Source organism: Fusibacter sp. JL298sf-3 (assembly GCF_053842995.1).
This window is the reverse complement of the sequence record NZ_CM132608.1, coordinates 2,125,836-2,150,758: the sequence shown is the minus strand read 5'-3', so window position 1 is coordinate 2,150,758 and position 24,923 is coordinate 2,125,836. Positions and strand designations below refer to the sequence as shown.

The 24,923-nt window shown below is 46.4% G+C and carries 22 protein-coding genes and 1 other annotated feature; of the genes, 19 read left to right on the top strand and 3 right to left on the bottom strand.

Annotated features, from left to right (window positions below; translation table 11 throughout):
• Positions 1 to 146 precede the first annotated feature (146 nt).
• The 13 genes from ACR6HW_RS10245 (at position 147) to ACR6HW_RS10185 (ending at position 13,674) form a co-directional block, all read left to right on the top strand.
• Complete coding sequence (locus ACR6HW_RS10245) at positions 147 to 917, top strand: TatD family hydrolase (RefSeq protein WP_455727640.1); 771 nt, start codon at positions 147 to 149, stop codon at positions 915 to 917.
• Complete coding sequence (rnmV, locus tag ACR6HW_RS10240) at positions 914 to 1,465, top strand: ribonuclease M5 (RefSeq protein ID WP_455727639.1); 552 nt, start codon at positions 914 to 916, stop codon at positions 1,463 to 1,465. Before ACR6HW_RS10245 ends, rnmV begins: the two co-directional genes overlap by 4 nt.
• Entirely contained in the window at positions 1,466 to 2,335 is an 870-nt protein-coding gene (gene rsmA, locus ACR6HW_RS10235) for a 16S rRNA (adenine(1518)-N(6)/adenine(1519)-N(6))-dimethyltransferase RsmA (protein ID WP_455727638.1), read from the top strand.
• Positions 2,335 to 2,898 carry a GNAT family N-acetyltransferase gene (locus ACR6HW_RS10230; RefSeq protein WP_455727637.1) on the top strand — a complete coding sequence of 188 codons (564 nt, stop codon included), beginning with the start codon at positions 2,335 to 2,337 and terminating at the stop codon, positions 2,896 to 2,898. The genes rsmA and ACR6HW_RS10230 overlap by 1 nt, the downstream gene beginning before the upstream one ends.
• A gap of 33 nt (positions 2,899 to 2,931) precedes the next feature.
• Positions 2,932 to 3,810, top strand: a complete 879-nt coding sequence (locus ACR6HW_RS10225) for a DegV family protein (protein WP_455727636.1) — start codon at positions 2,932 to 2,934, stop codon at positions 3,808 to 3,810.
• Positions 3,811 to 3,892: 82 nt separating this feature from the next.
• On the top strand, positions 3,893 to 5,092 hold the full coding sequence (locus tag ACR6HW_RS10220) for an HD-GYP domain-containing protein (protein WP_455727635.1): 1,200 nt from the start codon (positions 3,893 to 3,895) through the stop codon (positions 5,090 to 5,092).
• 50 nt (positions 5,093 to 5,142) lie between these two features.
• Positions 5,143 to 5,349 (top strand) — a binding site (T-box leader).
• Between the two features lie 70 nt (positions 5,350 to 5,419).
• Positions 5,420 to 6,643 carry a tyrosine--tRNA ligase gene (tyrS, locus tag ACR6HW_RS10215; RefSeq protein ID WP_455727634.1) on the top strand — a complete coding sequence of 408 codons (1,224 nt, stop codon included), beginning with the start codon at positions 5,420 to 5,422 and terminating at the stop codon, positions 6,641 to 6,643.
• Positions 6,644 to 6,801: 158 nt separating this feature from the next.
• Entirely contained in the window at positions 6,802 to 7,587 is a 786-nt protein-coding gene (locus tag ACR6HW_RS10210; protein ID WP_455727633.1) for an ABC transporter ATP-binding protein, read from the top strand.
• The gene (locus ACR6HW_RS10205; protein WP_455727632.1) at positions 7,584 to 8,813 is read left to right on the top strand and encodes an ABC transporter permease subunit; all 1,230 of its coding nucleotides are present in this window, start codon (positions 7,584 to 7,586) and stop codon (positions 8,811 to 8,813) included. Before ACR6HW_RS10210 ends, ACR6HW_RS10205 begins: the two co-directional genes overlap by 4 nt.
• A 9-nt stretch (positions 8,814 to 8,822) precedes the next feature.
• A complete protein-coding gene (locus ACR6HW_RS10200) occupies positions 8,823 to 9,590 on the top strand; it encodes a hypothetical protein (protein ID WP_455727631.1) in 768 nt (255 codons plus the stop codon).
• On the top strand, positions 9,587 to 10,042 hold the full coding sequence (locus tag ACR6HW_RS10195) for a hypothetical protein (RefSeq protein ID WP_455727630.1): 456 nt from the start codon (positions 9,587 to 9,589) through the stop codon (positions 10,040 to 10,042). Before ACR6HW_RS10200 ends, ACR6HW_RS10195 begins: the two co-directional genes overlap by 4 nt.
• Before the next feature lie 372 nt (positions 10,043 to 10,414).
• Positions 10,415 to 11,155 carry a transglycosylase SLT domain-containing protein gene (locus tag ACR6HW_RS10190; protein WP_455727629.1) on the top strand — a complete coding sequence of 247 codons (741 nt, stop codon included), beginning with the start codon at positions 10,415 to 10,417 and terminating at the stop codon, positions 11,153 to 11,155.
• Positions 11,156 to 11,283: 128 nt separating this feature from the next.
• On the top strand, positions 11,284 to 13,674 hold the full coding sequence (locus ACR6HW_RS10185) for an ATP-dependent DNA helicase (RefSeq protein WP_455727628.1): 2,391 nt from the start codon (positions 11,284 to 11,286) through the stop codon (positions 13,672 to 13,674).
• A gap of 143 nt (positions 13,675 to 13,817) precedes the next feature.
• On the opposite strand, the gene ACR6HW_RS10180 is transcribed toward ACR6HW_RS10185, so the two are convergent.
• The gene (locus ACR6HW_RS10180) at positions 13,818 to 14,663 is read right to left on the bottom strand and encodes a zinc dependent phospholipase C family protein (protein ID WP_455727627.1); all 846 of its coding nucleotides are present in this window, start codon (positions 14,661 to 14,663) and stop codon (positions 13,818 to 13,820) included.
• A 115-nt stretch (positions 14,664 to 14,778) separates the two neighbouring features.
• On the opposite strand from ACR6HW_RS10180, the gene ACR6HW_RS10175 reads away from it, so the two are divergent.
• The gene (locus ACR6HW_RS10175; RefSeq protein WP_455727626.1) at positions 14,779 to 15,945 is read left to right on the top strand and encodes a class I SAM-dependent methyltransferase; all 1,167 of its coding nucleotides are present in this window, start codon (positions 14,779 to 14,781) and stop codon (positions 15,943 to 15,945) included.
• A gap of 122 nt (positions 15,946 to 16,067) precedes the next feature.
• Positions 16,068 to 17,351, top strand: a complete 1,284-nt coding sequence (locus ACR6HW_RS10170; protein ID WP_455727625.1) for an adenylosuccinate synthase — start codon at positions 16,068 to 16,070, stop codon at positions 17,349 to 17,351.
• Between the two features lie 61 nt (positions 17,352 to 17,412).
• On the opposite strand, the gene ACR6HW_RS10165 is transcribed toward ACR6HW_RS10170, so the two are convergent.
• Together ACR6HW_RS10165 and ACR6HW_RS10160 are read right to left on the bottom strand one after the other, a co-directional pair.
• Positions 17,413 to 18,390 (bottom strand): ATP-binding protein, encoded by a 978-nt coding sequence (locus tag ACR6HW_RS10165; protein WP_455727624.1) that lies wholly within the window; start codon positions 18,388 to 18,390, stop codon positions 17,413 to 17,415.
• 20 nt (positions 18,391 to 18,410) lie between these two features.
• Positions 18,411 to 19,403, bottom strand: coding sequence for a DnaD domain-containing protein (locus ACR6HW_RS10160; RefSeq protein WP_455727623.1), 993 nt, complete (start codon positions 19,401 to 19,403; stop codon positions 18,411 to 18,413).
• A 417-nt stretch (positions 19,404 to 19,820) separates the two neighbouring features.
• Here ACR6HW_RS10160 and ACR6HW_RS10155 point away from each other — a divergent pair, with 417 nt between their 5' ends.
• The 4 genes from ACR6HW_RS10155 (at position 19,821) to ACR6HW_RS10140 (ending at position 24,919) form a co-directional block, all read left to right on the top strand.
• Complete coding sequence (locus ACR6HW_RS10155) at positions 19,821 to 21,431, top strand: peptidoglycan DD-metalloendopeptidase family protein (protein WP_455727622.1); 1,611 nt, start codon at positions 19,821 to 19,823, stop codon at positions 21,429 to 21,431.
• A gap of 104 nt (positions 21,432 to 21,535) precedes the next feature.
• A complete protein-coding gene (yycF, locus tag ACR6HW_RS10150; protein WP_455727621.1) occupies positions 21,536 to 22,231 on the top strand; it encodes a response regulator YycF in 696 nt (231 codons plus the stop codon).
• Positions 22,232 to 22,243: 12 nt separating this feature from the next.
• Positions 22,244 to 24,016: a sensor histidine kinase gene (locus ACR6HW_RS10145; RefSeq protein ID WP_455727620.1), complete on the top strand. Its 1,773-nt coding sequence runs from the start codon at positions 22,244 to 22,246 to the stop codon at positions 24,014 to 24,016.
• Positions 24,017 to 24,133: 117 nt separating this feature from the next.
• Positions 24,134 to 24,919, top strand: coding sequence for a hypothetical protein (locus ACR6HW_RS10140; protein WP_455727619.1), 786 nt, complete (start codon positions 24,134 to 24,136; stop codon positions 24,917 to 24,919).
• Positions 24,920 to 24,923 lie beyond the last annotated feature (4 nt).

Genomic DNA, 24,923 nt, shown 5'->3' with positions numbered 1-24,923 from the left:
TCTGAAATGGCGATGCGCTCTTTAAGAAATATACCCTGTGCGGAAAGACACAGGGTATTTCTTTTTACCGCAAATTAAGGCATAATAGTAAGTAGAGAACACATTATAGAAGGGAGGTCTTATTCGATTTTTCGAATAAACCCATTATGATTTTTGATTCACACAGTCATTTAGACAATTCACAATTTGATCACGATAGAGATTTGGTCATTCGACGTGCCGAACTCAATGGCATCGGCTACGTCTTAAATCCAGGTGCAGATTTGGCTTCCAGTAGAGCCGCTGCCGAACTTGCAGAGGCACATGATTTCATCTATGCAGCAGTGGGGGTACACCCCCATGAGGCAAAGCATATGGACGAAGAGATGCTCTCGGAGATAGAGGCTCTGACCCAGCGGCCTAAAGTCGTCGCCATAGGCGAAATCGGACTCGATTATCACTACGATTTCTCCGACAGGCCAACCCAAAAGAAGTGGTTTATCGAGCAGGTACGCTTGGCAAAACGCTTGAAGCTACCGATTATCATTCACGACAGAGAAGCCAATGCAGATGTACTGGCCATATTAAAATCAGAAAACGCGTTTGAGACCGGAGTGCTTATGCACTGTTACTCGGGGAGTGCCGAACTCGCAAAGCAATATGTCAAACTAGGGGCCAAGCTTTCAATTGCAGGGCCTGTGACATACAAGAATGCCAGAAAGACCGTGGAAGTCGTAGAGGCCATCGGACTGGAGCACTTAATGGTGGAGACTGATGCCCCTTACCTCGCGCCGGTGCCAAAGCGCGGCAAGCGCAATGAACCGATGTTTGTAGCGCATACCGTAGAGCGCATCGCCGCTATTAAAGGCGTCACAGTGGAAGCCGTTGCGCAGGCGACATTTGAAAACGCCAAGGCGTTTTTCGGGATAGACGCATGAAGGCGCGGATACAAGAAGTCATCGTCGTAGAGGGGAAAGACGACGAATCGGCTGTAAAGGCGGCTGTGGACTGTGCGATTATTATTACGCACGGCTACGGGATACGTCAATCGACGTTTAAGCGCATTGAAAAGGCGCAAAAATCCGTTGGCGTTATTATTTTCACTGACCCCGATTACGCCGGTGAGCAAATCAGGAAGCGCATTGACAAACGCATCAAAGGGTGTAAACACGCCTTTCTAAGTCAAGAAGAAGCCACTAAAGACGATGACATCGGAATAGAAAATGCGACGCCTGAGAGCATTCTAAAAGCGTTAAAACGCGTGCGCACCATTTGTGAAAATCCGGTGGACATTTTCAGCAAACAGCATTTGCTCGACGCCGACTTGCTCCTCGTTTCAGATGCGGCGGATAGACGGGCAAAGGTCGGCGAAATATTAGGCATTGGCTGTTGTAATGCCAAGCAGTTTTTAAATCGACTCAACCGCTACGGCGTCACAGAAGCGGAGTTTTATGACGCCGTGGCAACGGTAAAGAAAGAGGCATAGATGGACCGATTGACGTCACCTAGACGTATAAAAGATATTATGACCCGCTACGGCTTTCGCTTTAGCAAGAGTTTGGGACAAAATTTTATTATTGAAGACAGCGTGATAGACCGCATTGTGGAAGGGGCTGAGATTGGGGCCGAAGACTGCGTCCTAGAAATTGGACCGGGGATCGGTGTAATGACCGATGCCCTTTGCGAAAATGCCGATAAGGTCGTTTCTGTAGAAATCGACAGCGCTTTAATTCCGGTGTTGGAGGAGACTGTTGGACATCACGACAACTTGAAGATTGTTCACAGCGATGTTCTCAAACTCGATTTACTCTCCCTCGTCCAGACGGAGTTCGGCACTTGCAAGCCCAAACTGGTGGCCAATTTGCCCTATTACGTAACGACACCGATTATTATGAAATTTCTTGAAGAGCGGATTCCGGTAAGTGATTTGGTGGTTATGATTCAAAAAGAAGTGGCCGACAGAATTATGGCGCCACCGAAAAACAAAGTGTATGGCGCCTTGTCAGTGGCAGTGCAGTATTTCACTGAGCCGAGTATTGTAACGCGGGTCTCCAAAGGGTGTTTTATGCCCATGCCCAATGTCGATTCCACAGTGATTAGACTTAAAGTTAGAGAAAACCCACCGGTGCGGTTGGAAGATGAACGCACATTTTTCCTAACTGTAAAAGACGGTTTCGGAAAGCGCCGCAAGACGCTGTTAAACGCACTGAGTAGCGGACGCTTGGGATTGACTAAGGACGAAGTTAAAAGCGTTCTCGAAACGGCGGACATCGATCCGTCTACAAGAGCTGAAGCACTTGACATTGACGCATTTGCCAAGTTGGCAAACGCCATCTATAGGTTGAGGCACTCGTGATGAACTGCAGAACGATAGAAACGCACCGTCTGATTTTAAAAGTATTGAAGCCTTGTGACGGTGCGCGCATTTGCCGTTTCTATGAAGAAAACGCAGCGTTTTTGGAGCCGTATGAGGCGTTAAAGTCGCCGGCGTTTTACTCAGACAGCTACCAGAGTGACGTGCTGAAAGTTGAAGAGCGCGCATTTTTAAAAGGACAGATGGTGCGCTACTGGTTCTTTTTAAAGTCGGACCGCGCTTTTGAGACCCCCATAGGCAGTGTGGCGCTGACGAACGTCGTTAGAGGGGTTCTACAGTCTTGTTTTATCGGTTATAAGACCGATTGGCGCCACGTCAATTGCGGGTACATGACCGAGGCGATTGAAGCGGTGATTCCCGTGGCATTTGATGCATTCGGACTTCATAGACTCGAAGCCAGTGTGATGCCGAGGAACAAGGCGTCATTAAGGGTATTGGAGAAGTTGGGCTTTGAAGCCGAGGGGCTCTCAAAGCGCTATTTAAAAATCAATGGGGTGTGGGAAGACCATATCAGACTGGCAAAGCTAAACGATTCGTTAAAATAATGGTGGCTTCATTTTAAAATTTAGGAGGTTCATATGGGCATTAAAATCGTAACGGACAGTGCTTCAGATTTACCGAAGGATTGGGCGGAAAACCATGACATAGAAGTATTGCCGATTTTAGTCTATTTAGACGGTGTCGAGTACCAAGACGGCGTAACGCTTACGTCAGATGCGCTTTACGAAGCTATGATTGAGGGGAAGCGCGCTAAAACTGCTCAGATTCCAATGCAGTATTTCCTAGAGAAGTTTGAGACCTATGCGCGTTCGGAACACCACTATGTGTACCTCGCCTTTTCTTCGAATTTATCGGGGACGTATCAAACGGCTGTGTTGGCCTATGAAAGTGTTAAAGAGAGCTATCCGTCATTTGAAATGACCATTGTCGATACGAAGTGCGTATCCCTCGGCCTCGGTGTCATCGCCGTGGAAGCCGCGCAGATGGTTCAAGAAGACCAACCGCTGGAACGCGTCCTCGATTACGTCCAGTGGGCGATGACGCATATGGAACACGTCTTTTCAGTGGACGACCTCGAATATTTGTTTAGAGGTGGGCGCGTGAGCCGGTCGAAGGCGGTTATTGGGAATTTGCTTAACATCAAGCCTATCTTGAAGGTCGAAGACGGCTTTTTGGTTCCATTTGATAAAGCCAAGGGGCGAAAAAAGCGTTTGCACGCGCTGATGCAGTATGTTGAAGCACATGGAAAGGCGCTCGACGACCAGCTCATCGGCATTGCGCATACACTTAACGAAGAGGAGGCGCTGTATATCAAATCGCAATTTGAGACGTTATACGGTACTCAAAAATTTGTAATCGGCTCTTTGGGATGTGCTGTAGGTGCACATTGTGGCCCGGGATTAATCACCTTGTTCTTTAAAACCGAAAAAAATCCTTTCCGCCAATCGTTGGATTAATGGATTTTGTGTGATTTGTGAAGAATATTTGGTATATATACTTTAACGACTGTTCATTTTTATAACGGAGGAAGGTGACGCTGTGAAAAAAATTCAAGTAGCTCAGTTGGAAGAGGGCATGATATTAGGAACACCTATCGTCGATAGCACAGGTATTATCGAGCTTTTGAGTCAAGGAACGCTTCTGACGAAACGCCATATCGAGTTGATTCTCAGACTGGCTATTGATGAAGTGGTCATCCTCGACAGTGCCGACGAAGACATTACATCTGTAGAACTGGATATTGAAAAAATTAAAAAGTCTGCTGAACAAAACGGCGTGTCATTTGATATGGATAAATTGTCAGATGATCTCAGTGAAATTGAAAACCAAGTGTACCCTCCGGCACCTCGCAACGTGGTTAACCGCAACATGGAAGTTAATATTCTCACTGGAGAGGGAAACATTCCCATCGACATCAAACATGAACGCGCTATTGAAGACAGTCGTAGAATGTTTCAGCGCATTCGAAATACAGGCGAACTCGACTTAGATCACATTCGCAGCAATGTAGAAGAGTTGTTACCGGATATGATACGAAACAACGATGTGTTGATGCGCTTAAACCAATTAAAGGCATCGGACGACTACACCTTTCAACATTCCCTGAGAGTTTCCATCTTGGCGACGATGATCGGGAAGTGGCTCGGCTACTCTCAACTCGAGCTTTTAGAGCTTGGCGAAGCGGCATTGTTATACGATATCGGCAAGATGAATATTCCGGATTTTGTTCTTAAGAAAGAGGGGAAAGTAACGCAAGATGAGTACGAGCTCATTAAAAAACACCCTCAGTTTGGATACAGTATTTTGCTAAAAACCCCGGGGGTGACAGCGAATATGAAATACGCTGCACTTCACCATCACGAGCGCATGGACGGCTCTGGCTATCCCTTGCGATTAAAAGAGGGTCAAATACACGATTACGCTAAAATTATTATGGTATGCGATGTCTTTGACGCCATGATATCCGATCGGCCGTATAAAAAAGGCATCTGTCCGCTATTGGCCGCCGACTACCTCATGTGGTCCAGTGGCAAACTCTTTGATGGAGAAGTCTGCTACATTTTCGTCAAGAGACTTTCAGAGTATTTCGTAGGTAAAAAGGTGAAACTGACGACGGGGCAAGAGGGTAAAATCATCTTTGTAGACGAAAACTACCCGACGCGCCCAATTGTACAAGTGGGCGATCAGTTTGTAGACCTCACAAAAGACCGTGCAATTGATGTTGAATTATTGATGTAATAAAGCTTGACAAGGACATTTTAATGTGCTAAATTGTTACTTAATTAAAGAATTGAGCGATGAATGAGAACAGTAAAAATTTAGATGTCAGCATCAGAGAAGTGTGTGGTGGCTGCGAACACACTGCGTTTAAGTTTTGAAATACGACTCATGAGCACTGGTGGGAAACCGCCACGTAAGCTGTGCGTTAAACAGATGAGAGGTATGCTGGCCAGCATATGAATTAAGGTGGTAACACGGGTGAACTCGTCCTTTACGGATGGGTTGACCCTTTTTTATTTGTTTGAAAAGCGCAATGCTTTTTTTAGGGAGTAGGAGGGTATTCTGATGAAAAATATTTACGATATATTACTTGAAAGAGGTTTTATAGAGCAAGTGACACACGAAGACGAAGTAAGAGAGCTGCTTGGTAAACCAGGTGTGCCATTTTACGTCGGGTTTGACCCGACGGCAGACAGTTTACACGTCGGTCACTTTGTACAAATTATGGTGATGATGCATATGCAAAGAGCGGGACATGTCCCAATCGCTCTCATTGGCGGTGGCACGGCTAAAATCGGCGACCCCTCAGGTAGAACAGATATGCGTCAAATGCTGACAGAAGAAGAGCTGGCGAAGAATGTCGCAGGGCTTCAGAGTCAGATGGAAAAGTACCTTGTTTTAGACGGTGTTAAAGGTCACCTTGCCAACAACGCCGATTGGCTAGATGCACTGGAGTACGTCCCGTTCATTAGAGAAATCGGCAGCAAGTTCTCTGTAAACCGCATGTTGACGGCAGAGTGCTTTAAACAGCGCATGGAAAAAGGCCTCTCGTTCTTAGAGTTTAACTACATGATTATGCAGGCATACGATTTTCTCGAACTCAATCGCCGTCTCAATTGTCAAATTGAGCTCGGCGGCAACGACCAATGGTCTAATATCATCGCCGGTGTCGATTTGGTCAGACGAATGGAGAGCAAGTCGGTGTTCGGTTTGACCTTTAAGCTCTTGTTGACGAGTACAGGGGTTAAAATGGGTAAAACGCAAAGCGGTGCCGTTTGGATTGATCCGGACAAGACATCGCCATACGAGTTGTTCCAGTACCTTCGCAATGTAGAAGACGCCGACGTCGAGAATTGTCTTAAATTATTGACATTCCTTTCGATGGATGAAATTGCACGTCTTTCTGCGTTGGAGGGCTCAGAAATTAACAAGGCTAAAGAAATTCTGGCCTTTGAGTTTACAAAAATTGTTCACGGTGAGGAAGAAGCTCAAAAGGCATTAGATGCTGCACGTGCCCTCTTTGCCGGTGGCGGTAAGAGCGATAATGTACCGATGACGGAAATGCCAGCTTCTCGTTTTGAGACGCCGATGCCACTCTTAGACCTGATGCTTGAACTGGAATTGATTCCGTCTAAAGGGGAAGGTCGACGGTTGATTAAGCAAAACGGCGTTGCAGTCAACGATGTCGTCGTAGGGGATCCGAATATGGTCATTGGGCTCGATGCGTTTAAAGACGGCGAGTTGATGATTCGAAAAGGAAAAAAAGTATACCATAAGATAGCGCTTTAGTTTTTAGCGGTGGACCATTTTGGCCACCGCTTTTTTTGACGTTCTCACTGAGAAGACGCATCAACTGGTGCACAAAACGCATTAAAAGACGTGTGCCGCTTGTTTAAGAAAAATCCCTATTATATAATATAGAAGAAAGTTGTCCAAAGGGGGTAAGAATGGTTCGAATTAAAGGTCTTAAAAAATCGTACAAATTGACGAAAAAACAAATTCAAAGGCTTAAAACAAATGAAAAAGTTGTCATCGCTGTTAACGATTTGTCTCTGGACATTCACGAAGGGGAAATATTTGGTCTGTTAGGCCCCAATGGTGCCGGAAAAACGACTGCGCTCAGGTGCATTGCCACCTTGCTAAAACCCACAGACGGAACCGTCGAGTTCATGGGAGAAGATGTGACCCGAAACCCAATGATTGTCCGTAAGAACATAGCTTTTTTAACGAATGAGTTAAGACTTGATAAGCACTTTACTGTAGAGTATACAGCCGATTTCTTTGGCGGTTTGTACGGCCTCGATTCGCCGACAATTGAAAAGAGAAAAACCGAACTGTTCCGTTACTTTGATATAGAACCCTTTCGCCACAAACGGGTTGGCGAGTTGTCCACGGGGATGATGCAAAAGCTTTCTATTGTCGTCAGCTGTATTCACGACCCTAAAGTGGTTATTTTTGACGAGCCGACAAACGGTTTGGATATTATTACAGCAAGGCGCGTTATCGAGTTTTTGAGACGCTTAAAGGCGCAGGGAAAAACCGTTATTGTGTCGACACATATTATGTCGGTGGCGGAAAAACTGTGCGACCGAGTGGCCATCATTTTAGACGGGAAAGCTCAGGCTCTAGGCACTTGTGAGGAAATCGCCGACCAATATGGCGGCGCTGATTTAGAAGAGGCTTTTTTTAATCTCTATCAAAATTTAGAAGAGAGAAAGCAGGTGGTCAAATGATACACGCCATCAGTTTGATTGCCAGAAAAGAGCTTAAAAGAGTGTTTACGGACAAGCGCCTGTTGGCCACGCTCTTTGTCGTGCCCGCAGTGAGCATAATGTTGATTTATACATTGATTGCCTACTTCGCCTTTAACTTTATTGGGGATGTACAAGGACATGTGTCCAGCGTGGTCGTTTCAAATCCACCAATGGGGTTTCAGAGGCTGCTGGAGGCGTCTGACACCTCTACGGTGTCGTTTGAATACGTCGCCAACGAAACCGTCGATACGTATCGCGAAGCGATTAAGTCCGGCACATTAGATGTTTTTATGGCTTTTGAAGGCGGGTTTGAAGAAGCGGTTGAAGCGTATCGCGACAAAGCATTGCCCGCAGTTAACTTGTATTACAATTATGGGGAAGAATACTCTATAGCGGCGTACGATCTCCTTGTGGAAACCATCCTACCGGCATACAAGTCTCGGTTGCTGGAAGCCCGGTTTGGCGACATCGCTTATACAGAGGTCTTTGATGTTAAGGATTTAAGTGAAGCGTCGGAAGTGGTTAACAAGAAAAAGGCCAGTGGCAAGACCATTAGCGGCATATTGCCGATGTTGCTCTCCGTCTTCCTGTTTGCAGGTGCCATGAGCGTGGTGCTTGAATCTGTTGCCGGGGAAAAGGAACGGGGAACTTTGGCGACAATGCTTGTGACACCGGTGCACCGCGAGGCCATTGCTATTGGAAAAATGCTCAGTTTGTCGCTGATATCAATTCTAACGGCGCTGTCTTCACTTCTTGGCATATTCGGAACACTTGGCATCGTTGGCTTGCTGTTCCCAGAAGGTCTTAAGGGGCTGTCGGGACAATTGAATGTCGGCTATACCTGGGTGCATTTTCTACAGCTTTTCCTGCTGATGTTAATGCTCGTCGGCATCTATGTCGGCATTCTCGTGTTGCTCAGCAGTATAGCCAAATCTGTAAAAGAGGCTGGAAGTTATGTCACGCCTATCTATATGGTCGTCATGGTCATTTCTTTTATGAATTTTTACGCATTTGATGTAGAGCCGATTTGGAAATACGCACTTCCCATCTATGGACAACTTATCGGAATAAAAGAAATTTTAATGTTTCAGATGACAATGCCGAAATTAATAGTAGCGGGATTAAATGCAGTTGTAGCGATTATGGCATTGACGCTGTGGATTAGAACGTTATTTAACAATGAAAAAATCATTTTTTCTGAATAGGAGGACGCCGTGTCGTTTTGGGAACCCATTAAACAAGAAATTTTCGACAATCAGCAATTGGATATTTATGAAAAAATGTGCCTGTTGGTTTTAATGAGCCGAGATGAAGAGGAGATCAACATTACGTCGGAGGAACTGTCAACGGCCATGGGGTGTGGGGTTGTAACGGCTAAGCGGGCTTTTGATTCCCTGAGAATCAAAGGGTACTTTACAAAAGATTACAAAGAAGACCCGCCTGTCTCTTACGACAGTTCGGTTATTAAATCCGGCGCACCGGTGAGTGAAGTGACGAAGACCATAGAGGACTTTACGGATACCTTTAGAGAGGGGCTCTTTACTGCAGAAGTTGAAGAAATGCCAAGCGAAAAACCGCCGGCACCTGAGCCCCCTCAAGATACTGAGGAAGAGCGCAGACGATTGCTCGCCGAATACTTGCTCTCAGGGGAAGAAAGCGGTGTACAGGGCGTTTTTGTCAGTCAAAAGGAAAAGAAGCAGTCACTGGTGGATGAACTCATTGAGTTTATCGATGAAAAAATCAGTTTTAAAGAGGCCAACATCCTACTCGGCTTTGCGGGTAACGACATCGAGCGCATTAAGCGGGAATACAGAGTTGCCAAAGCGTCACAAGTATCGGATACTATGGGGGTGCTCATCAACGCACTTCAGAAAAAATCGGGCAATGTGATTAAAAGCGACGAAAAGCCTAAAAAAGAAACACAAATCGATACCAATCGTCTGCGAAAAATGCAAGCGTATCGAAATGGCGGTTTAAAATGAGAAAAATTTTATGGGTGCTGTGCGTGTTTTTTTTAATGACAGCATGTGCCAAAGAACGCCCTGTAGAGTCGGAGGCGCTTCTGCCTGAGGCTCCGGAAGAAGTTGAAGAAGAGAAGGTCCCTACAGAGGAGAGCGACAAAGAAAAAGTTTTGAGCCAGGTGCGCGAAGAGGTTCGGGTGTTTGATGTCGTCGAACATCACGACGCTTTAAACGCCGGTATTCGAGAAGCTATGAAAAATTCTGACGCGTCTGAACTCGATGAAATTGCGACGGCGGTGGTGACAGTTCACATGGATGCCCATTGGCGAGAACGTGTAAAAGACCTCTTATCTGAGGTCAATCCCAACTATGAAACCGAAGACGTCGACTGGGTATTGGATCGCATTTCCACATCGGACCTTTACGAGCTGATGGTGCTCTACGAAGTGGCATTTTACAAGAAGCAGCCATGATTTAAGGTGTTGGTTGACAAAATATGTAATTCTGTTTGTTGTTATTCTACAACTCAATACTTTCTAAATTTTATAATTGTTTGCCAAACGGAGTCTTTTCAAAACATTCAGAGGTGGTAAAAAAAACCATTTCATGTCCATGTTTATGGGTTAACAACATAAGTTAAGATTTCTTAATTGACACGGCAAAGACTTGTGCTATAATTTGAAAAGTCATCCTGGACATAGCGTTTGCTATGTTCGTATTTTTTATTTAAGCAACGAGAGTTGACTCCGAAGACTTGGTTGTCAAGGCGACTCGGTTTGATACGCTATAGGCGTGACAAATGTTGTTACAAAAATACTGAGAGTAAAATTTAGAAAGGTGATTTCATGAAAACGCAAAAGATCCTTCTGATGATCGCTTTAGTGGTTACATCGATTGTACTGGGCAATCTGGCGATTCAAAACTCAGAAGAAATCAAAGCTGCGCAAGCAGAAAACAGGGCGCTGAAGTCGAACATGCGTCAACTGGAAAGAGTAAACGAACACTTAATAATACAACTGGAGGCCGCCAACGACGTTATTGAAATTCAAGAACCGCTCGTTGCAGAGTTTAAAAGATTGGCGAGTTTTATCGATCTCGACGCCTTTGACATGTCCAAGCTCGAAAATGTCGCACGTATCTCTGAAGAGACGCCGCTCGACTATGAAGACGCGCTCATACTTGTCAAATACGCCGATCAATACGAGCTCCCATACTCGTTGGTACTTTCCATTATCGACCTCGAAAGTAATTTTCAAAAGAATCTCGTCGGAACCTCAGATGACAGGGGCTTGATGCAGATTATACCGCCGAGTGAACGCTGGCTGGCAACGCAGTTCGGCGAAGAGTTGGGGTTGACTTATGACCCAAACCGCATTTTTGAAACGGAGTACAACCTCGCACTGGGTATCAAGTACCTCGATATGTTGAGAGACCGCTATGGGGATGACTACGACCGCATACTGTCGGAGTACAACCGAGGGCCGGGCAATTTAGCGCGTTATTACGCAGCATACAACACCTATTCGACCTCGTATTCGAGAACGGTTTTGTCTAAACAAGAAAAGTACCTTGCGCTAAACGACTGATAAAAAGAGAACGCCACCTGTTTTGGCGTTCTCTTTTACGTTAAGGGGCAATGTGAGAACGACATGAAAATTGATTTTAGAGAGACTTTCTGTTAGAATGAACATATGTTCTGTAGGGCGGTGAGGTTATGGATGAAACAATGCGCATATCGGTTAGACAACTGGTGGAGTTCGTCTATCAGTCAGGAGACCTCGATTTGAGGTATCAAGGCAAAAGTCGAATGACCGACGGCATTAAAGTACATCAGAAAATACAAAAATCCCAAGGTGCAGCTTATCAGGCGGAAGTCAGCTTATCAAAGAAGGTTTCCATTCGTGTGCCAAGCGAAGCTATTGGCGCCGTTGACCTCGTCGTCAGCGGGCGTGCCGATGGCGTGCTTGAGACGGAAGACGGTTGCATCATCGATGAGATTAAGGGGACGAGTACCCCACTAGATAAAATAGAGGAGAACACGTTCCCCGTGCATTGGGCACAGGCCAAAATATACGGTGCTATCTACTGTGAGGAGGCGGGGCTGGACGGCATGGGGATACAACTGACTTATGCCGATTTTGACAGCGGTGAAATCAAGCGCTTTAAAAAAGCGTACGATTGCTCGGCGTTGGCGGCTTTTTTTGACGAGACAGTTGAGCGCTATAAAAAATGGGTAGTTTTTAAAGCAGAGTGGCTGAAGCGTCGAAATGACAGCACAGCCGCCCTGACGTTCCCTTTTGAAACGTACCGGACGGGTCAGCGCGCACTGGCAGTCTCTGTTTTTAACGCCATAAAAGACGAGGGCGTCCAGTTTGTGCAGGCGGCGACGGGGACGGGGAAAACCATCAGTACGTTGTTTCCCGCACTGAAGAGCATCGGCGAAGGCGCTGTGGATAAAATCTTTTACCTGACGGCAAAAGCCATTGCCAAGGGCGTTGCAGAAGAAGCGCTGGAGCGGATGCGTCGACACGCACAGACGCTTAGCGTGAAAAGCTTGACGCTCACGGCAAAAGACAAAGTCTGCCTCAACGATGAGGTGGCGTGTTTTCCCGAAAAATGCCCTTACGCAAAGGGACATTACGACAGGACACTCGACGCGCTCTGGGCCATAATCAACAATGAAGACCACATCGACCGGACGATTCTTTGTGATTATGCGGAGAAGTACCGCGTGTGTCCCTACGAATTTTCTCTCGACGTTTCGCTCTATGTGGATGTCATTATTTGCGATTACAACTATGTGTTTGACCCGCGTGTTTACTTGAGGCGTTTTTTCGATGTCATCGGCGAGGCGTACGTTTTTCTCGTGGACGAGGCGCACAATCTCGTCGACAGGGCGCGTACCATGTATTCCGCATCGCTCGAAAAGCGTAAATTCACAACACTTATAAAAAACATTCCGGAAAGAGACAAGGCCCTTAAAACGATTTTAAACGGGGTCAATCGGTTGCTCCTAGAAGAACGGCGACGTTGTGATGACGACGGGGTGTACGTCAGTCCATACCCGCCTGAGGCTCTTTATGAGGGGCTGAAGCGGCGCACGGCTAAATATGAAAAGTGGCTTTCGGATTCGCAGCAGTCGCCGGTACACGAAGCGGCGTTGGACCTCTACTTTGACTGGCTCTCTTACATGCGTGCCTTCGAGCTTTACAACGACAGCTACTTGTCGTACATTGTAAACGGCGATACCCCGGACACGGTGTACAAGCTTTTTTGCGTACAGCCGGCCTCTATTCTCGAGACGTATGTGGCCAATGCCCGAGCGTGTATTTTCTTTTCGGCAACGCTGTCGCCAATTGATTATTACCGCGATATGTTGTATTCGAAGTCTGAGAAAAGACCCCTCGATGTGCCGTCGCCTTTTCCGCCATCCAATCAGATGATCGGCTATATTACCGATGTGTCGGTAAAGTATCAAGATCGAGACCAATCGCTCTTAAAGGTGTGTCGCTACATATATGAAATGGTGCGTGCCAAGAAGGGCAACTACATGGTTTTCTTCCCGTCGTACCGTTTTATGCGCGATTGTTTTAACGCCTATGAACAGCTGTACCCCGACGGACAGGAACTTATCTGTCAAGAGCGCGAGTTTACAGAAGCCGACCGTGCGGCGTTTTTAAAGTGTTTTGACACAGCAGACCCCCGTACCGAATCGTTGCTTTCCTTTGTGGTAATGGGGAGCCACTTCTCCGAAGGTGTCGACTTACACGGTGAACAGTTAATCGGCGTGATGGTCGTCGGCGTGGGACTGCCTATGTTTAATTTCGAAAGCGATCTCATCAAAGCGTATTTCGACGAGCGAACCGGATGCGGATTTGAGTTCGCCTACCAGTTCCCCGCCGTTAACAAAGTCATGCAAAGTGCAGGGCGCGTCATACGAACAGCAAGCGATAAAGGCGTGGTTCTGTTGCTCGACAGTCGGTATGCCGGTGGTGCTTACAGGCGGTTTTACCCGCGGTCTTGGGGACAACTGAAACTTCACGACGGAAATATGGCGACACAGCTTGAGGCGTTTTGGTCGTCAGACGGTTCGGCTAAAAAATAAACCGCACAGGCGTCTACTGTACGGTCTCGTTGAGATTTAATTTAAAATGCTGAATCGTCACAGGAGCTTTTAACGCCGCAAGAGGCGGTGTAGACCACCCGCTTCTAATCGTAAATGATACAGAGCATGCGTAGCGGTATCGGTTAGAGGGGGTTGCCGAGGTAGTCTTTGTCGATGTTTTCTTGAACAAAGGCCAGAAGCGCCTCTGGGTCGTCGAGGTGGGAACAGACGTATTCGATAGCCCTTGTGGCGGCGTCGATCCCCTCTAGAAAAGCGGCTTTGTAGAGCGGGTAATCCCAAGAGCGCGTCACGGTTTCGAGATCTTTTGTGTAGCGGATGCCCTTGATATCGTAACCGAGTTTGTCTGCGATGCGCGTTTTAAACGGTACTTTTCCGACGATGTCGTGTACGAGAAGCCACTGGACGATTCTGAAGTCTTTATCGATGCGCGCAAGTGTTTTGTCGTCGATGGTCTCCTCGTAAAGGTCTTCAAAGAGGTGGCGGATAAAATCGCCGAATGCAGCGGGCATCTCTTTTTTCTTGGGGTGCAGCTGTTTGATTTTTGAGCGGTTAATGGGATGCGCTTTAAAATCGGCAATGGTTTTGGCGTCGAGTGCCATTTCCACAACTTTGTGCGAGCGGCTGTCCGGTCCCCATTTGCAGATGAGCGGGTGACAGTGGGCGTCCATAAAGTAGTGGGATAAAAAACCGAGTACATAGGCGACCAGCTGCGGGTGCGGCGTTTCACTAATGTAGATGAGCATGCTTTCAAAGAGCTCTTTGACCCCTTCTGTGTGGAGGCTGTTCCCCAGTTTGCTGTAGCGCTTCTTGCTAAACAGATTGGTCTTGTTGAGGTAATAGAAAATATCGGGGCCTTGAGCGCCGAGTAGGTAAAATTTATAGTCTGTTGGACTGAACGTGTCGGCTGAGAGCGTTGAGTTGACATATGCTGTTTCCGCGGCAAGGCGGTGAGACCAGAAATCCGGCATGTTAATCCTCCTTTAAATCTGCTGTTGCAGACGAGTTAAAAATCCATGCGGTCTGCAAAGGCGTTGTGTGGTATTATTATATCAGATAATCGCATAGGCGTTGAAAGGAATTCAAATGACACTTGATGAATTGTATAAGAAAATTTTTTATGGGGATACCCTCATTGGAGCTGTTTTAAGCGGGGTTGTCAAAAAGTCTGAAAAAACCTATCAAAAGTTGACGATCAAGCCGGTTTTAATTAAATCAGAACGGGTCTACCAGCTGACATACCACTACGATAAAAAAGTCTTACACGACAACCTAACGGCAGAAGTGGCCATGGCAGAAGTGTCGACGCAGATGGGCACCTACTTCAAGCAGGCGGTGTTTTTTACTGCGTCGGCAGACTATCAGGTCCTCGTCAGCAAGAAGGGCAAGGTAAAAATCATCGAGCAGCCGCCGAGCAAACAAGCGTCGACATTGGCCCACAACCGTAAAAAACAGTATGTGATAGAAGAAGGACAGGTGTGCGACTTTATGGTACACCTGGGCATTATGTCTGAAGACGGCAGGGTGCATCCCAAAAGCTACGACAAGTTTAGGCAGCTCAACAAATACCTCGAGTTTGTCAAAGACAGTTTGGGAGCGTTTGATAAGGCGGCGCCTCTGACCATTGTGGATTTTGGTTGCGGCAAGGCTTACTTGACCTTTGCGCTGTATTATTACCTCGTAAAGCAGTGCGGCTACCGTGCGACCATCATCGGTCTCGATCTCAAAGAGGACGTCATCGCATTTTGCAACGAGACGGCAAAGGCTTTGAAGTACGAAGGGCTTCAATTTGAAGTCGGCGATATTGCCAAGTACCGTGCAAATGGTCCTATCGACATGGTGGTCTCACTACATGCCTGCGATACGGCGACCGATGCCGCGCTTATTAAAGCTGTGGGCTGGCAGGCCAAAGTCATTTTTGCTGTACCGTGTTGCCAACACGAACTGTTTTCTACTATAAAGCACGATGCACTTGCGCCCATGCTCGAGTACGGCGTTCAGCGAGATAAGTTTACCGCACTTTTGACAGATACCCTCAGAGCATCGGCGCTGAAAGCCGTCGGTTATCACGTGCAGGTGCTGGAGTTTATCGACATGGTACACACCCCTAAAAATGTGCTCATTCGCGCTTATTTAAAAGGGACAAAACCCCAGCGCGACGTCGAGGCACTGGCGGCCTACAATAAGCTCAAGTCGGAATTTTCCGTAGTCTCTAGCATCGATCCTTTGGTTGACATGACAGAAGTCGAATGATTTTCTTGATTTATGGCTAATTATTCGTTATTTTGTTGACTTTTGAAAGGGCCTTTGGTAATATGGTTGTGGCTAATTAGGATATGTGTTTAATGTCATTTATATAATAGAGAGGTGAATTTATGTCAACAGTAGTTATTTTAGGCGCCCAGTGGGGCGACGAAGGCAAAGGAAAGATGATCGATTACTTTGCGAGTAATGCCGATGTCGTTGTTAGAGGCCAAGGTGGCAACAACGCAGGACACTCGGTGGTCGTTGGCGATAACAAATACGCACTGCACTTGATTCCGTCAGGGATCTTAAATCCCAAAGCGGTAAACGTCATTGGCAACGGTGTCGTATTTGACCCAGAAGGTTTTTTAAAGGAAATTGAAGGTCTTAAAGCAAAGGGCATCGACGTTACTTCTATCCGCGTTTCAGATAGAGCGCATGTGGTGTTGCCTTATCACAAGGTTCTCGACCGCTTGGCAGAAGAGCGTAGAGGCGATGCTAAAATTGGGACGACTCAAAAGGGCATCGGCCCTTGTTACATGGATAAAGTGGAGCGCAGCGGCATTCGAATCTGCGATTTCATCAACCCGTCTATTTTCGAGCCTCTTTTGAGAGCGCGCGTTCAAGATAAAAATGAGATTATTGAAAAAATATATGGTGGCGAGCCGTTGGACGAAGAGGCAATGGTGCGCACTTATATGGCGTATGCGGAGCAGGTGAAACCATTTGTCACCGATACCACTGTGGTGGTATACGACGCCCTTAGAGCAGGGAAAAAAGTGTTGCTCGAAGGCGCTCAAGGTACCTTGCTCGACTTGGACTACGGAACGTACCCGTTTGTCACCAGTTCTCACCCGACATCAGGCGGTTTCACAATCGGTTCGGGGATTGGTCCAAACGAAATCGGAGAAGTTATTGGGATTACAAAGGCGTACACGACGCGTGTAGGCGAAGGCCCGTTTGTTACGGAGTTGAACAATCCGATTGGCGATAAGATTCGCGTTCAGGGCAATGAGTTTGGGACGACGACAGGGCGTCCGAGACGTTGCGGATGGTTAGACGCCGTTATGGTCAACTACTCGAAGCGCGTCAACGGCATGACGTGTATCGCCTTGATGCTTCTCGACGTCTTAACGGGTTTTGACGAGCTTAAAATCTGTAAAGCGTATGAACTCGACGGCGAGTTGATTCACCATTTCCCTGCGAGTTTAGAGGATTTGGCGAGATGTAAGCCGGTGTACGAAACCATCGAAGGGTGGCAAGAAGACATTACCGGGTGCGAGACGTTTGATGCGCTCCCTGAGAACGCCAAGCGTTATATCGAACGTATTGAGGCATTGGTGGGCATTCCTGTAAAAGTGGTGTCTGTCGGCCCTAAGCGTTCTCAAACCATCGTAAGAGATTTGTCGTTTTAGCGAATGACGTAAAAAAACCCCCTCTTTTTTTAAAAGGAGGGGGTTTCGTAGTGTGAGGGGGTTACGTCTCCCAGCGCACATCGGGACCGTAGAACTTAACGAGTTGATAGTGCCCTTTAATGCGGGAGTCGATGCGGTCGTTGTAGAACGTGGCGATTTCGGACAACTTGATGTTGGTCGATATCAGCGTGCTCTTTTCGTTGAGAATCCGCGTGTTGATAATGTTGTAAAACTCACTGATGGTGAAGGTGTTGGCACTTTCCGTGCCGAGGTCGTCGATAATGAGCAGGTCGGCGTTGAACAGTTGCTCGTACGCCAATTGAACGATGGGGTTGCTCTTGTCGGTGAAGGTCTTTTTTTCAATGAGCTGGATAATGGTGAACGGCGTCTGATAGATGACCGAGAACCCTTCGTCGAGGAGTGACTTGGCGATGCAGTTGCACAGGTAGGTCTTGCCCAAACCGCTGGCGCCGAAGAACATCATGTTGCGATTTGAGGGGAACGTGCCTACAAACTCTTCTGCGATGTTCAGAATGTGCTTCATGTTTTCGCGCTGTGAGTGCTTCTCTCTAGGGTGTGGTGCATCTGAAAAAACGTCAAGATTAAACTTTTCAAAGTTTTGCTTTTCCAGCTGGGTTTTGATATTGGACATCTCGTACCCGAGGTCGATGAGCTTCTGATTGAAGCACGTGCAACGCTTTTTATTTTCTGTGAAGCCCGTGTCCTGACACTTTTGACAGGTGTAGCGGATCTCCAGTGCGTCTACGGGAATGCCATTGTCCAGCATCAACCGCGCTTTTTCTTTTTTGAGCATGTCCAGCGTCTGTTCCAGTTCCACGAGCATAATCTTCGTCTGTGCCGGGTTCTTTAGAATCGCTTTGGAAATCTCCATACCGATTTTGCCCATTTGATGTTCAATTTCCGCGAGCTTCGGATACGCTTCGTAAAGTGCGCGTTTGCGCTCTTTTTGTTCTAGTTTATTGAGCGTCTGCTGTCTTTTGTAAGTTTCAAGAATATCTTTAATCGTCTTGTCCATCATCGTGATTTCTCCTGTTCGCATCACCGCTTATTAAGCAGCAGTTCCTCGAGTTCTTCTTCTGAATAAGAGCGTTCTTTCTCTATTGTGAACTGTTTTTTCGAGTTTTTCTTTGCGGGGGCACTTTTGCCGGCTTGCTGCTTTTCAAATGCTTCAACTGTGTGAATGCCCGCTTCGTGCAGCGATGCAAAAGCCTTTTTCAAGTAGTTGAGGTTGAGGTTGCTGTTGCGTTTGGAAAAGTGTACAATAAACGCGTAAAGGGTCTCCGGTTCGAAGCCGTATTCGTCTATCCAGTAATCGATGGTTTCCTTTTCGGCGACATTGGCCATTCTAAAGGACAGCCCCATACACTTCATCACTTCTTTGTAGACTTGGTGCCGGGCATCGGTTGCTTTGAGATGCGCCTCTATGGCAGGGAGTGTGGTGAGCTGTGCCTTCATCCAGTCGACTAGAAGTTTTTTGACAGCTTTCATGCTTCGGATATTGCGCTCTCTATAACAGACGGCAATCGCTTTGAGAACGATGGTCTCGTCTTTGTAGTAGTGGTCGTAAAAATCGCCGATTTCACGGTACTCGGCGTGTGAAAGCGGATGGCCAATCAGGTGCTCTGCTTCTTTTGCGAGACGCATGTAGCTATGGTTGGGTTTCGGTGCAGTCTTTTTAGGCGGTTGAGCAGATGCCTTCGACACATAGTTGTTTTGAATGTAGAGATCTCTCAGTGAGAGAAACTCCACGTCGAAAGATTTGCCGTCTTCGGCGTAGTGTTTTTTAACGGCGCCGACAGATTCCCAATAACGCCACGCTTCGACGATATCTGTAAGGGGCATCCCCAGTTGCTGAGCGAGTCGAACATTATCCAAACGACCGCCGTCTTCATTTGACTGAGAAAACATGAGGCCCATCAAGTAAACTTTGACATAGTTGCCGCTGGCAGAAGGCATAAAGTCGGATACAAAGATGTTTTCAATATGCAGTTCTCCTAAATCGAAGACCGGTGTTCGTTGATAAAAAGCCATGGTGAGTACCTCTTTTCTAAAATAAGTGATAACGTTTCTATTATAGCATTTTTAAGTCGGGGAAACCAGCGGTCGTAAGAGGTGCTTTTTCCGGCGGCGTTTCCCAGGGCTTCAATTGGATGGTAGCGTCTGGAAAATGACGTCGTCGAGTCCGTGTCCGTCAAAAGTGATACATCAAACGGCCTTCGTGACAGTTTTTATTCATATTTTTTTAAAATATTTTTTTTACAATATCCCGTGGGTCGATAGACCTATAAGACACGATATGTAGTTTATTGTTGTAAGAATAGGCCTCAAAAACCGTTGAATTTGAAAAAAAAATTTAATAAAAGAGAAACCTGTGCTATAATAAAATAGGTGTTTTAGCTTAAAGGAATAAAAAAAACCATTTTTAAGGCCACACAGAAGGAGTATAGAATGGGGCAAAAGAACAGAAAACTTTATAAGAAACCCAGTGCTAAATACTATGTAAAGGGCGATGGACGCGTAGAGAGAAAGATTAAGATATCAGACGTCACGGTAAAAGCAGTTGCGCTTGTGTTCTACCCTTTTTACTTAGCGGTATCCGGCACGGGGAAACTCGTTAAAGGCATGAAAGCAAAATTAAAAGGCAACACTGATTATACAAAACAGACAAAAACAACAACACAATTTGACAATACACCAGGGAAATTTCAGCAGTTCAAGTCTTTTATCGGCCGCACTTTTGAAAAGGTGACGCCGTTTGTCAAGAAGCAGAAATGGGCAGTGGCAGGCGTAGCGGCTTTGGCCGTTGTCACGGGAGCAAGTGCTTATGTCTTGTTGAACGCGGAAGAAACGCCTGTGGAAACGGCGGCAGCACCAAAAGCACACGCCATAAGTGCTGCGGATTTACAGCCAAAATCCCTTAAAGAGGATGCGGCGATAACCGGACAGGCGCCACCGGCGGCATTGGCTGAAGAAACGGTTAAAATGCCGGAGTTGATGGTTAAATCAGCGGCTTCTGCAAGGGTGTATGCGCTTGCGGTCAACGGTAACGACATCGCCTTTTTCAAATCGGAAGAAGAAGCCAACGCATTGCTTGAGACCTTGAAAAAAGAGTATGCGCCAAGTGCTGAAGAGACTGGGCGAGAAGTGGTGGACACTTTCTTTTATGAAGATGTCACTGTAAATGAAAAATTTGTAGACATTATGGACTTCGAAGGCTACGATGCCGTTGAAGACGCTTTAACTTTTGTAAAGAACGGTTCGCGTGAAAAACGCGTACACGTCGTTGAAAAAGGGGAGAACTACTGGACCATCGCCAACTACTACGGCATTGCACCGGCAGACCTTGAAGCGGCGAACCCTACAATTAAGCCGGAACGCTTAATGATCGGTATGGAAATCAACTTAGTAGTTCCGAAACCTTTCATCACCGTATGTACTGTGGAACGCGCCACGTTTACAGACCAGATTCCTTTTGAGGTCGTATACGAAGACAACAGCAATCTTTTCAAAGGTGAGCAGCGGACAAAAGTCAACGGTGCCTACGGAGAACGCGTTGTCACGGCAGAAGTCACGAAGCAAAACGGTCGTGAGATTTCAAGAAAGACACTTTCAGAAGACGTGAAATCGGAACCGCAGACGAAAGTCGTCTACAAGGGAACGAAGAACCCACCGCCAAGAGTGGGATCGGGTATTTTAATTAGACCGGTTTCAGGGGGACCAATTACCTCGCCGTTCGGCCCTAGGGGCAGAGGTCGACACCTCGGTATCGACATCGGCGTTAGAAGCGGGACACCTGTCAAGGCCGCAGATGGCGGTACCGTGGTATTTGCAGGTTGGGGTGATGGTTATGGCTATCACGTCATCATCGACCACGGCGGCAACATGAAAACCGTATACGCACACAACAGCAAATTGCTCGTTAAAACGGGACAGCGCGTCCATCAAGGTCAAACGGTTTCTTATTCGGGCAATACAGGTAACAGTTATGGCGCTCATCTTCATTTTGAAGTCAGAATCAACGGCGTCTATAAAAATCCAGCCAATTATGTTAATTTTTAGCGAGTAGATGTTACTCGCTTTTTTTCTATGGCGTATTTAGCGATGAGCAGGTGGGGAATAGCGATTCTATCGCATTTTCATATGTGTACAAGGAGGCTAGTGCTGTGAACAAGAAGATTTTAGTGGTAGATGATGAAAAACCGATTTCAGATATTATAAAATTTAATTTGGTTAAAGAGGGGTTTGATGTAGAGACCGGATTTGACGGTGAAGAAGCGCTCAAGAAAGTCTATCAGTATCAGCCGGATTTGGTGCTTCTCGATGTCATGCTGCCGAAACTCGACGGCTTTCAAGTTTGCCGTAAAATCAGAGAAAGCTTTAAAATGCCAATCATTATGCTGACGGCAAAGGAAGAAGAAGTCGATAAAGTATTGGGCTTTGAACTCGGTGCCGACGACTACATCACCAAGCCCTTCGGCATGCGGGAACTCGTGGCGCGCGTCAAGGCGAACTTGAGGCGAATGGAGCTTGTGGACGACGGTACAGGTGGTGCAGGTGGACACGTTGTGGTTACGGAGCATTTGACCATTGATTTGGACCGGTACGAAGTCACAAAAAACGGTGAAGTCATCGAACTCACACTTCGCGAGTTTGAACTCTTAAAATTCTTGGCGACACAGGCCAATCAGATTTTTACGCGTGAGCAACTCCTGAAAGACGTCTGGGGTTATGAGTACTTTGGCGATATCCGAACGGTGGATGTAACGGTAAGACGCCTCAGGGAGAAGATTGAGCTCGATTCCAGTGATCCGACTTATATCATGACCAAGAGAGGCGTTGGCTATTATTTCAAGAAATAACATGGAGGCCACATGTTTAAGAGTATACGCGTACGCTTTACACTGATATTTTTTGTTTTGGTTTTTATCGCCATGGTGCTCGCAGGGGTCTTTATCATTTTCGCCTTTGAAGAACACAACCACGAAGTGGTGAGCAAGCGCCTAGACGAAATTGCTGAAATCATTACATTTGAACTCGACAAACTCGGCGATACATCGTTGGTGGAAGGACAAGTGCTGGTACAGGAAATAATCGACAAACACGCCGCCATCGGTCTCAGAGAAGAAATTTATATCGTGGATCAAGCGGAGCAAAAGATTATAGCCAGCAGTACCAGCCACGTAGGGCGGTCGATTTCAGAGGTCGTCGAGAATTTACTCGTCGTCAAGGGGTTTTTAGGTGAAACACTTGAGGAGAATTTTGAGCTGCCCAATAAGGTGCGAACCAAGGATAAGGTGTATCCGCTTTATAAGTCCGGTGAGCAAATAGGGATTCTCTATTTGCGCTATGATTTAAGCGATATTTACGAGACGCTGTCCAGAGCGCGTACCATTATTTATCAAGCGGTGTTGATGTCTCTCGGCGCGACGCTTCTCATCGGTGCCGTGCTGTCCAAGCGCATTACCGACCCTATCAACGAAGTAACGGCAAAGGCCAGTTTGCTCGCTGAAGGGGACTTCAGCCAGTTGGTAGAGGTGCGTTCTGACGATGAAATCGGCGCTCTTTCTAAAACGTTTAACTTTTTGTCACTTGAACTCAAAAAGTCCGTTGGAGAGATTTCACAAGAAAAAAGTAAACTCGAAGCTATTGTCAATTACATGGAAGACGGCCTCATCGCCATCAATGCGGAGGGGGAAGTGATTCACTCGAATCCGAAGGCCTTAAAGCTGTTGACCACAGATGGTGCCTTTGACGAAGACCTCATTGGCGATTTGCTCTCTATATACAGCTCCGGTAAGCTTTCAGAAGGTAATGGGTCTAAGAGCATCACGTATCACGGAAAGACCATACGCGTGAATTTTGCCCCATTTTTAGACGAACTCTCTAACAAAGTGGGGGTTGTTTTTGTCTTTCAAGACATCACAGAAGAAGAAAAGTTGGACCATATGCGTCGTGAATTTGTGGCGAATGTTTCTCATGAACTGAAAACACCTTTAACCAGTATAAAGAGTTATACAGAAACGCTTTTGGAAGGTGGCGTGGACGACGGCGAGATGCAGCGTTCTTTTCTGAATGTGGTCAATTCCGAAGCCGACCGCATGGCGCGCCTAGTAAAAGATTTGCTGGAACTCAGTAACTTTGATGCCGATACCATTAAACTGCGTCCTGAGCGGGCTGATGTAAAGGCCCTGATAGAGATGTGCATTACCAAAGTGAAAATGACAGCAGACCAAAAGCGCATTGAAATCGTCAAGCACTATTATGATGATATCACATTTGCCGATCTCGACAGCGATAAAATTGAGCAGTTGGTCCTCAATATCCTATCCAATGCCATTAAATACACCGACGAGGGGGGCTGTGTACGAGTTGAACTGAGAGCCGGACACGATGTCGGACATTATGAAGTCGTTATAGAGGACTCGGGAATGGGGATTCCAGCAGAGGATCTCGAGCGCATATTCGATCGATTTTACAGAGTAGACAAAGCTAGGTCCAGAGCCCTAGGCGGTACCGGACTCGGTTTGTCGATTGCCAAGGAAATTGTTGAAGCACACGGCGGTAAAATTGCCATTGATTCGGAAGTTGACGTTGGGACAAAAGTCGTTATTATGTTGCCGCTTGAACAGAAGCGCTTGTCATGACATTTTAAATACGCCGTAATGGCGTCGTAATGTGTCTGTAACAAAAAAAGTGTATACTATGTATAGGAAAATCATAGGTTTATTTTCCTATATTAATTTTGAGGAGACGAGAAGACTATGGTTCGTAAAAGTCTTGGTTTATTGCTCGTTGTGCTCATCATTTTGACTTTTCCGGTAGCTTGGGGAAGTACGATTACAAGTGATGAGATCATCGTAGCAGAGCCTATTAAAAGTAAATTGTCAAACGACAAATCCCAATTTTTAATTGTCAATGTAACGAATGCTGCCATTGACGAAGCTCCTATTGACTTTTCATTGGTGAAAGTTGAGGAAAAATTGCCGTTTGCAAAAGAAATTGAAGAGGGCTTAAACGTCTCTGTCATGTCGCTGACGAAGCGTTCGACACATGTAGACGGCCTTACGCCGAAACGCACTTTTGCCGCTGCCAGTGGTTATTCTGACCGCTATCAGGAGGAGACAAAGCTGATTAATCGCTTCTTTGAACTTAAAGATAAATTGACCAAAGTCAACAAGAACATCAAAGTCTATGGGGAAGGCCAAACCTTTTCACGCTACTTAAATGCAGAGGAAGCCAAAATGGATTTAAGCCTTGAAGCCTTTGTACTCTATGAGAAGTGGAGTGCAGCTCAGCAGTCGAGAAAAGCGATTTTATCTGAGCTCTCAGGTGTTCAAAGCAAGTATATGCAGTTGTTTGAGCGAGAAGTATTAAGTGGTGAAATCAGTAGCCCTAGTTACTTTGAAGAAATCGGTAAGTTGGACAATGGGCAATACAGTTTGCGCTTTTTTGACGGAAGTTCGAAACTCGTGAAGGAAACGCAATTTGACGTAATAGAAATGGAAGCGTCTGCAGCGCCTGTGCTGCCGGTAAGTATTACAAAATAGAGGT

Bases quoted from the DNA above. Each gene is read 5' to 3' on its own strand.
- ACR6HW_RS10140 (WP_455727619.1), top strand. From the start codon at position 24,134: ATGGTTCGTAAAAGTCTTGGTTTATTGCTCGTTGTGCTCATCATTTTG.
- tyrS (WP_455727634.1), top strand. From the start codon at position 5,420: ATGAAAAATATTTACGATATATTACTTGAAAGAGGTTTTATAGAGCAA.
- rnmV (WP_455727639.1), top strand. From the start codon at position 914: ATGAAGGCGCGGATACAAGAAGTCATCGTCGTAGAGGGGAAAGACGAC.
- ACR6HW_RS10210 (WP_455727633.1), top strand. From the start codon at position 6,802: ATGGTTCGAATTAAAGGTCTTAAAAAATCGTACAAATTGACGAAAAAA.
- ACR6HW_RS10175 (WP_455727626.1), top strand. From the start codon at position 14,779: ATGACACTTGATGAATTGTATAAGAAAATTTTTTATGGGGATACCCTC.
- ACR6HW_RS10170 (WP_455727625.1), top strand. From the start codon at position 16,068: ATGTCAACAGTAGTTATTTTAGGCGCCCAGTGGGGCGACGAAGGCAAA.
- ACR6HW_RS10190 (WP_455727629.1), top strand. From the start codon at position 10,415: ATGAAAACGCAAAAGATCCTTCTGATGATCGCTTTAGTGGTTACATCG.
- ACR6HW_RS10245 (WP_455727640.1), top strand. From the start codon at position 147: ATGATTTTTGATTCACACAGTCATTTAGACAATTCACAATTTGATCAC.
- ACR6HW_RS10230 (WP_455727637.1), top strand. From the start codon at position 2,335: ATGAACTGCAGAACGATAGAAACGCACCGTCTGATTTTAAAAGTATTG.
- ACR6HW_RS10180 (WP_455727627.1), bottom strand. From the start codon at position 14,663: ATGCCGGATTTCTGGTCTCACCGCCTTGCCGCGGAAACAGCATATGTC.
- ACR6HW_RS10185 (WP_455727628.1), top strand. From the start codon at position 11,284: ATGGATGAAACAATGCGCATATCGGTTAGACAACTGGTGGAGTTCGTC.
- ACR6HW_RS10165 (WP_455727624.1), bottom strand. From the start codon at position 18,390: ATGATGGACAAGACGATTAAAGATATTCTTGAAACTTACAAAAGACAG.
- ACR6HW_RS10225 (WP_455727636.1), top strand. From the start codon at position 2,932: ATGGGCATTAAAATCGTAACGGACAGTGCTTCAGATTTACCGAAGGAT.
- ACR6HW_RS10160 (WP_455727623.1), bottom strand. From the start codon at position 19,403: ATGGCTTTTTATCAACGAACACCGGTCTTCGATTTAGGAGAACTGCAT.
- ACR6HW_RS10145 (WP_455727620.1), top strand. From the start codon at position 22,244: ATGTTTAAGAGTATACGCGTACGCTTTACACTGATATTTTTTGTTTTG.
- ACR6HW_RS10205 (WP_455727632.1), top strand. From the start codon at position 7,584: ATGATACACGCCATCAGTTTGATTGCCAGAAAAGAGCTTAAAAGAGTG.
- ACR6HW_RS10195 (WP_455727630.1), top strand. From the start codon at position 9,587: ATGAGAAAAATTTTATGGGTGCTGTGCGTGTTTTTTTTAATGACAGCA.
- rsmA (WP_455727638.1), top strand. From the start codon at position 1,466: ATGGACCGATTGACGTCACCTAGACGTATAAAAGATATTATGACCCGC.
- ACR6HW_RS10155 (WP_455727622.1), top strand. From the start codon at position 19,821: ATGGGGCAAAAGAACAGAAAACTTTATAAGAAACCCAGTGCTAAATAC.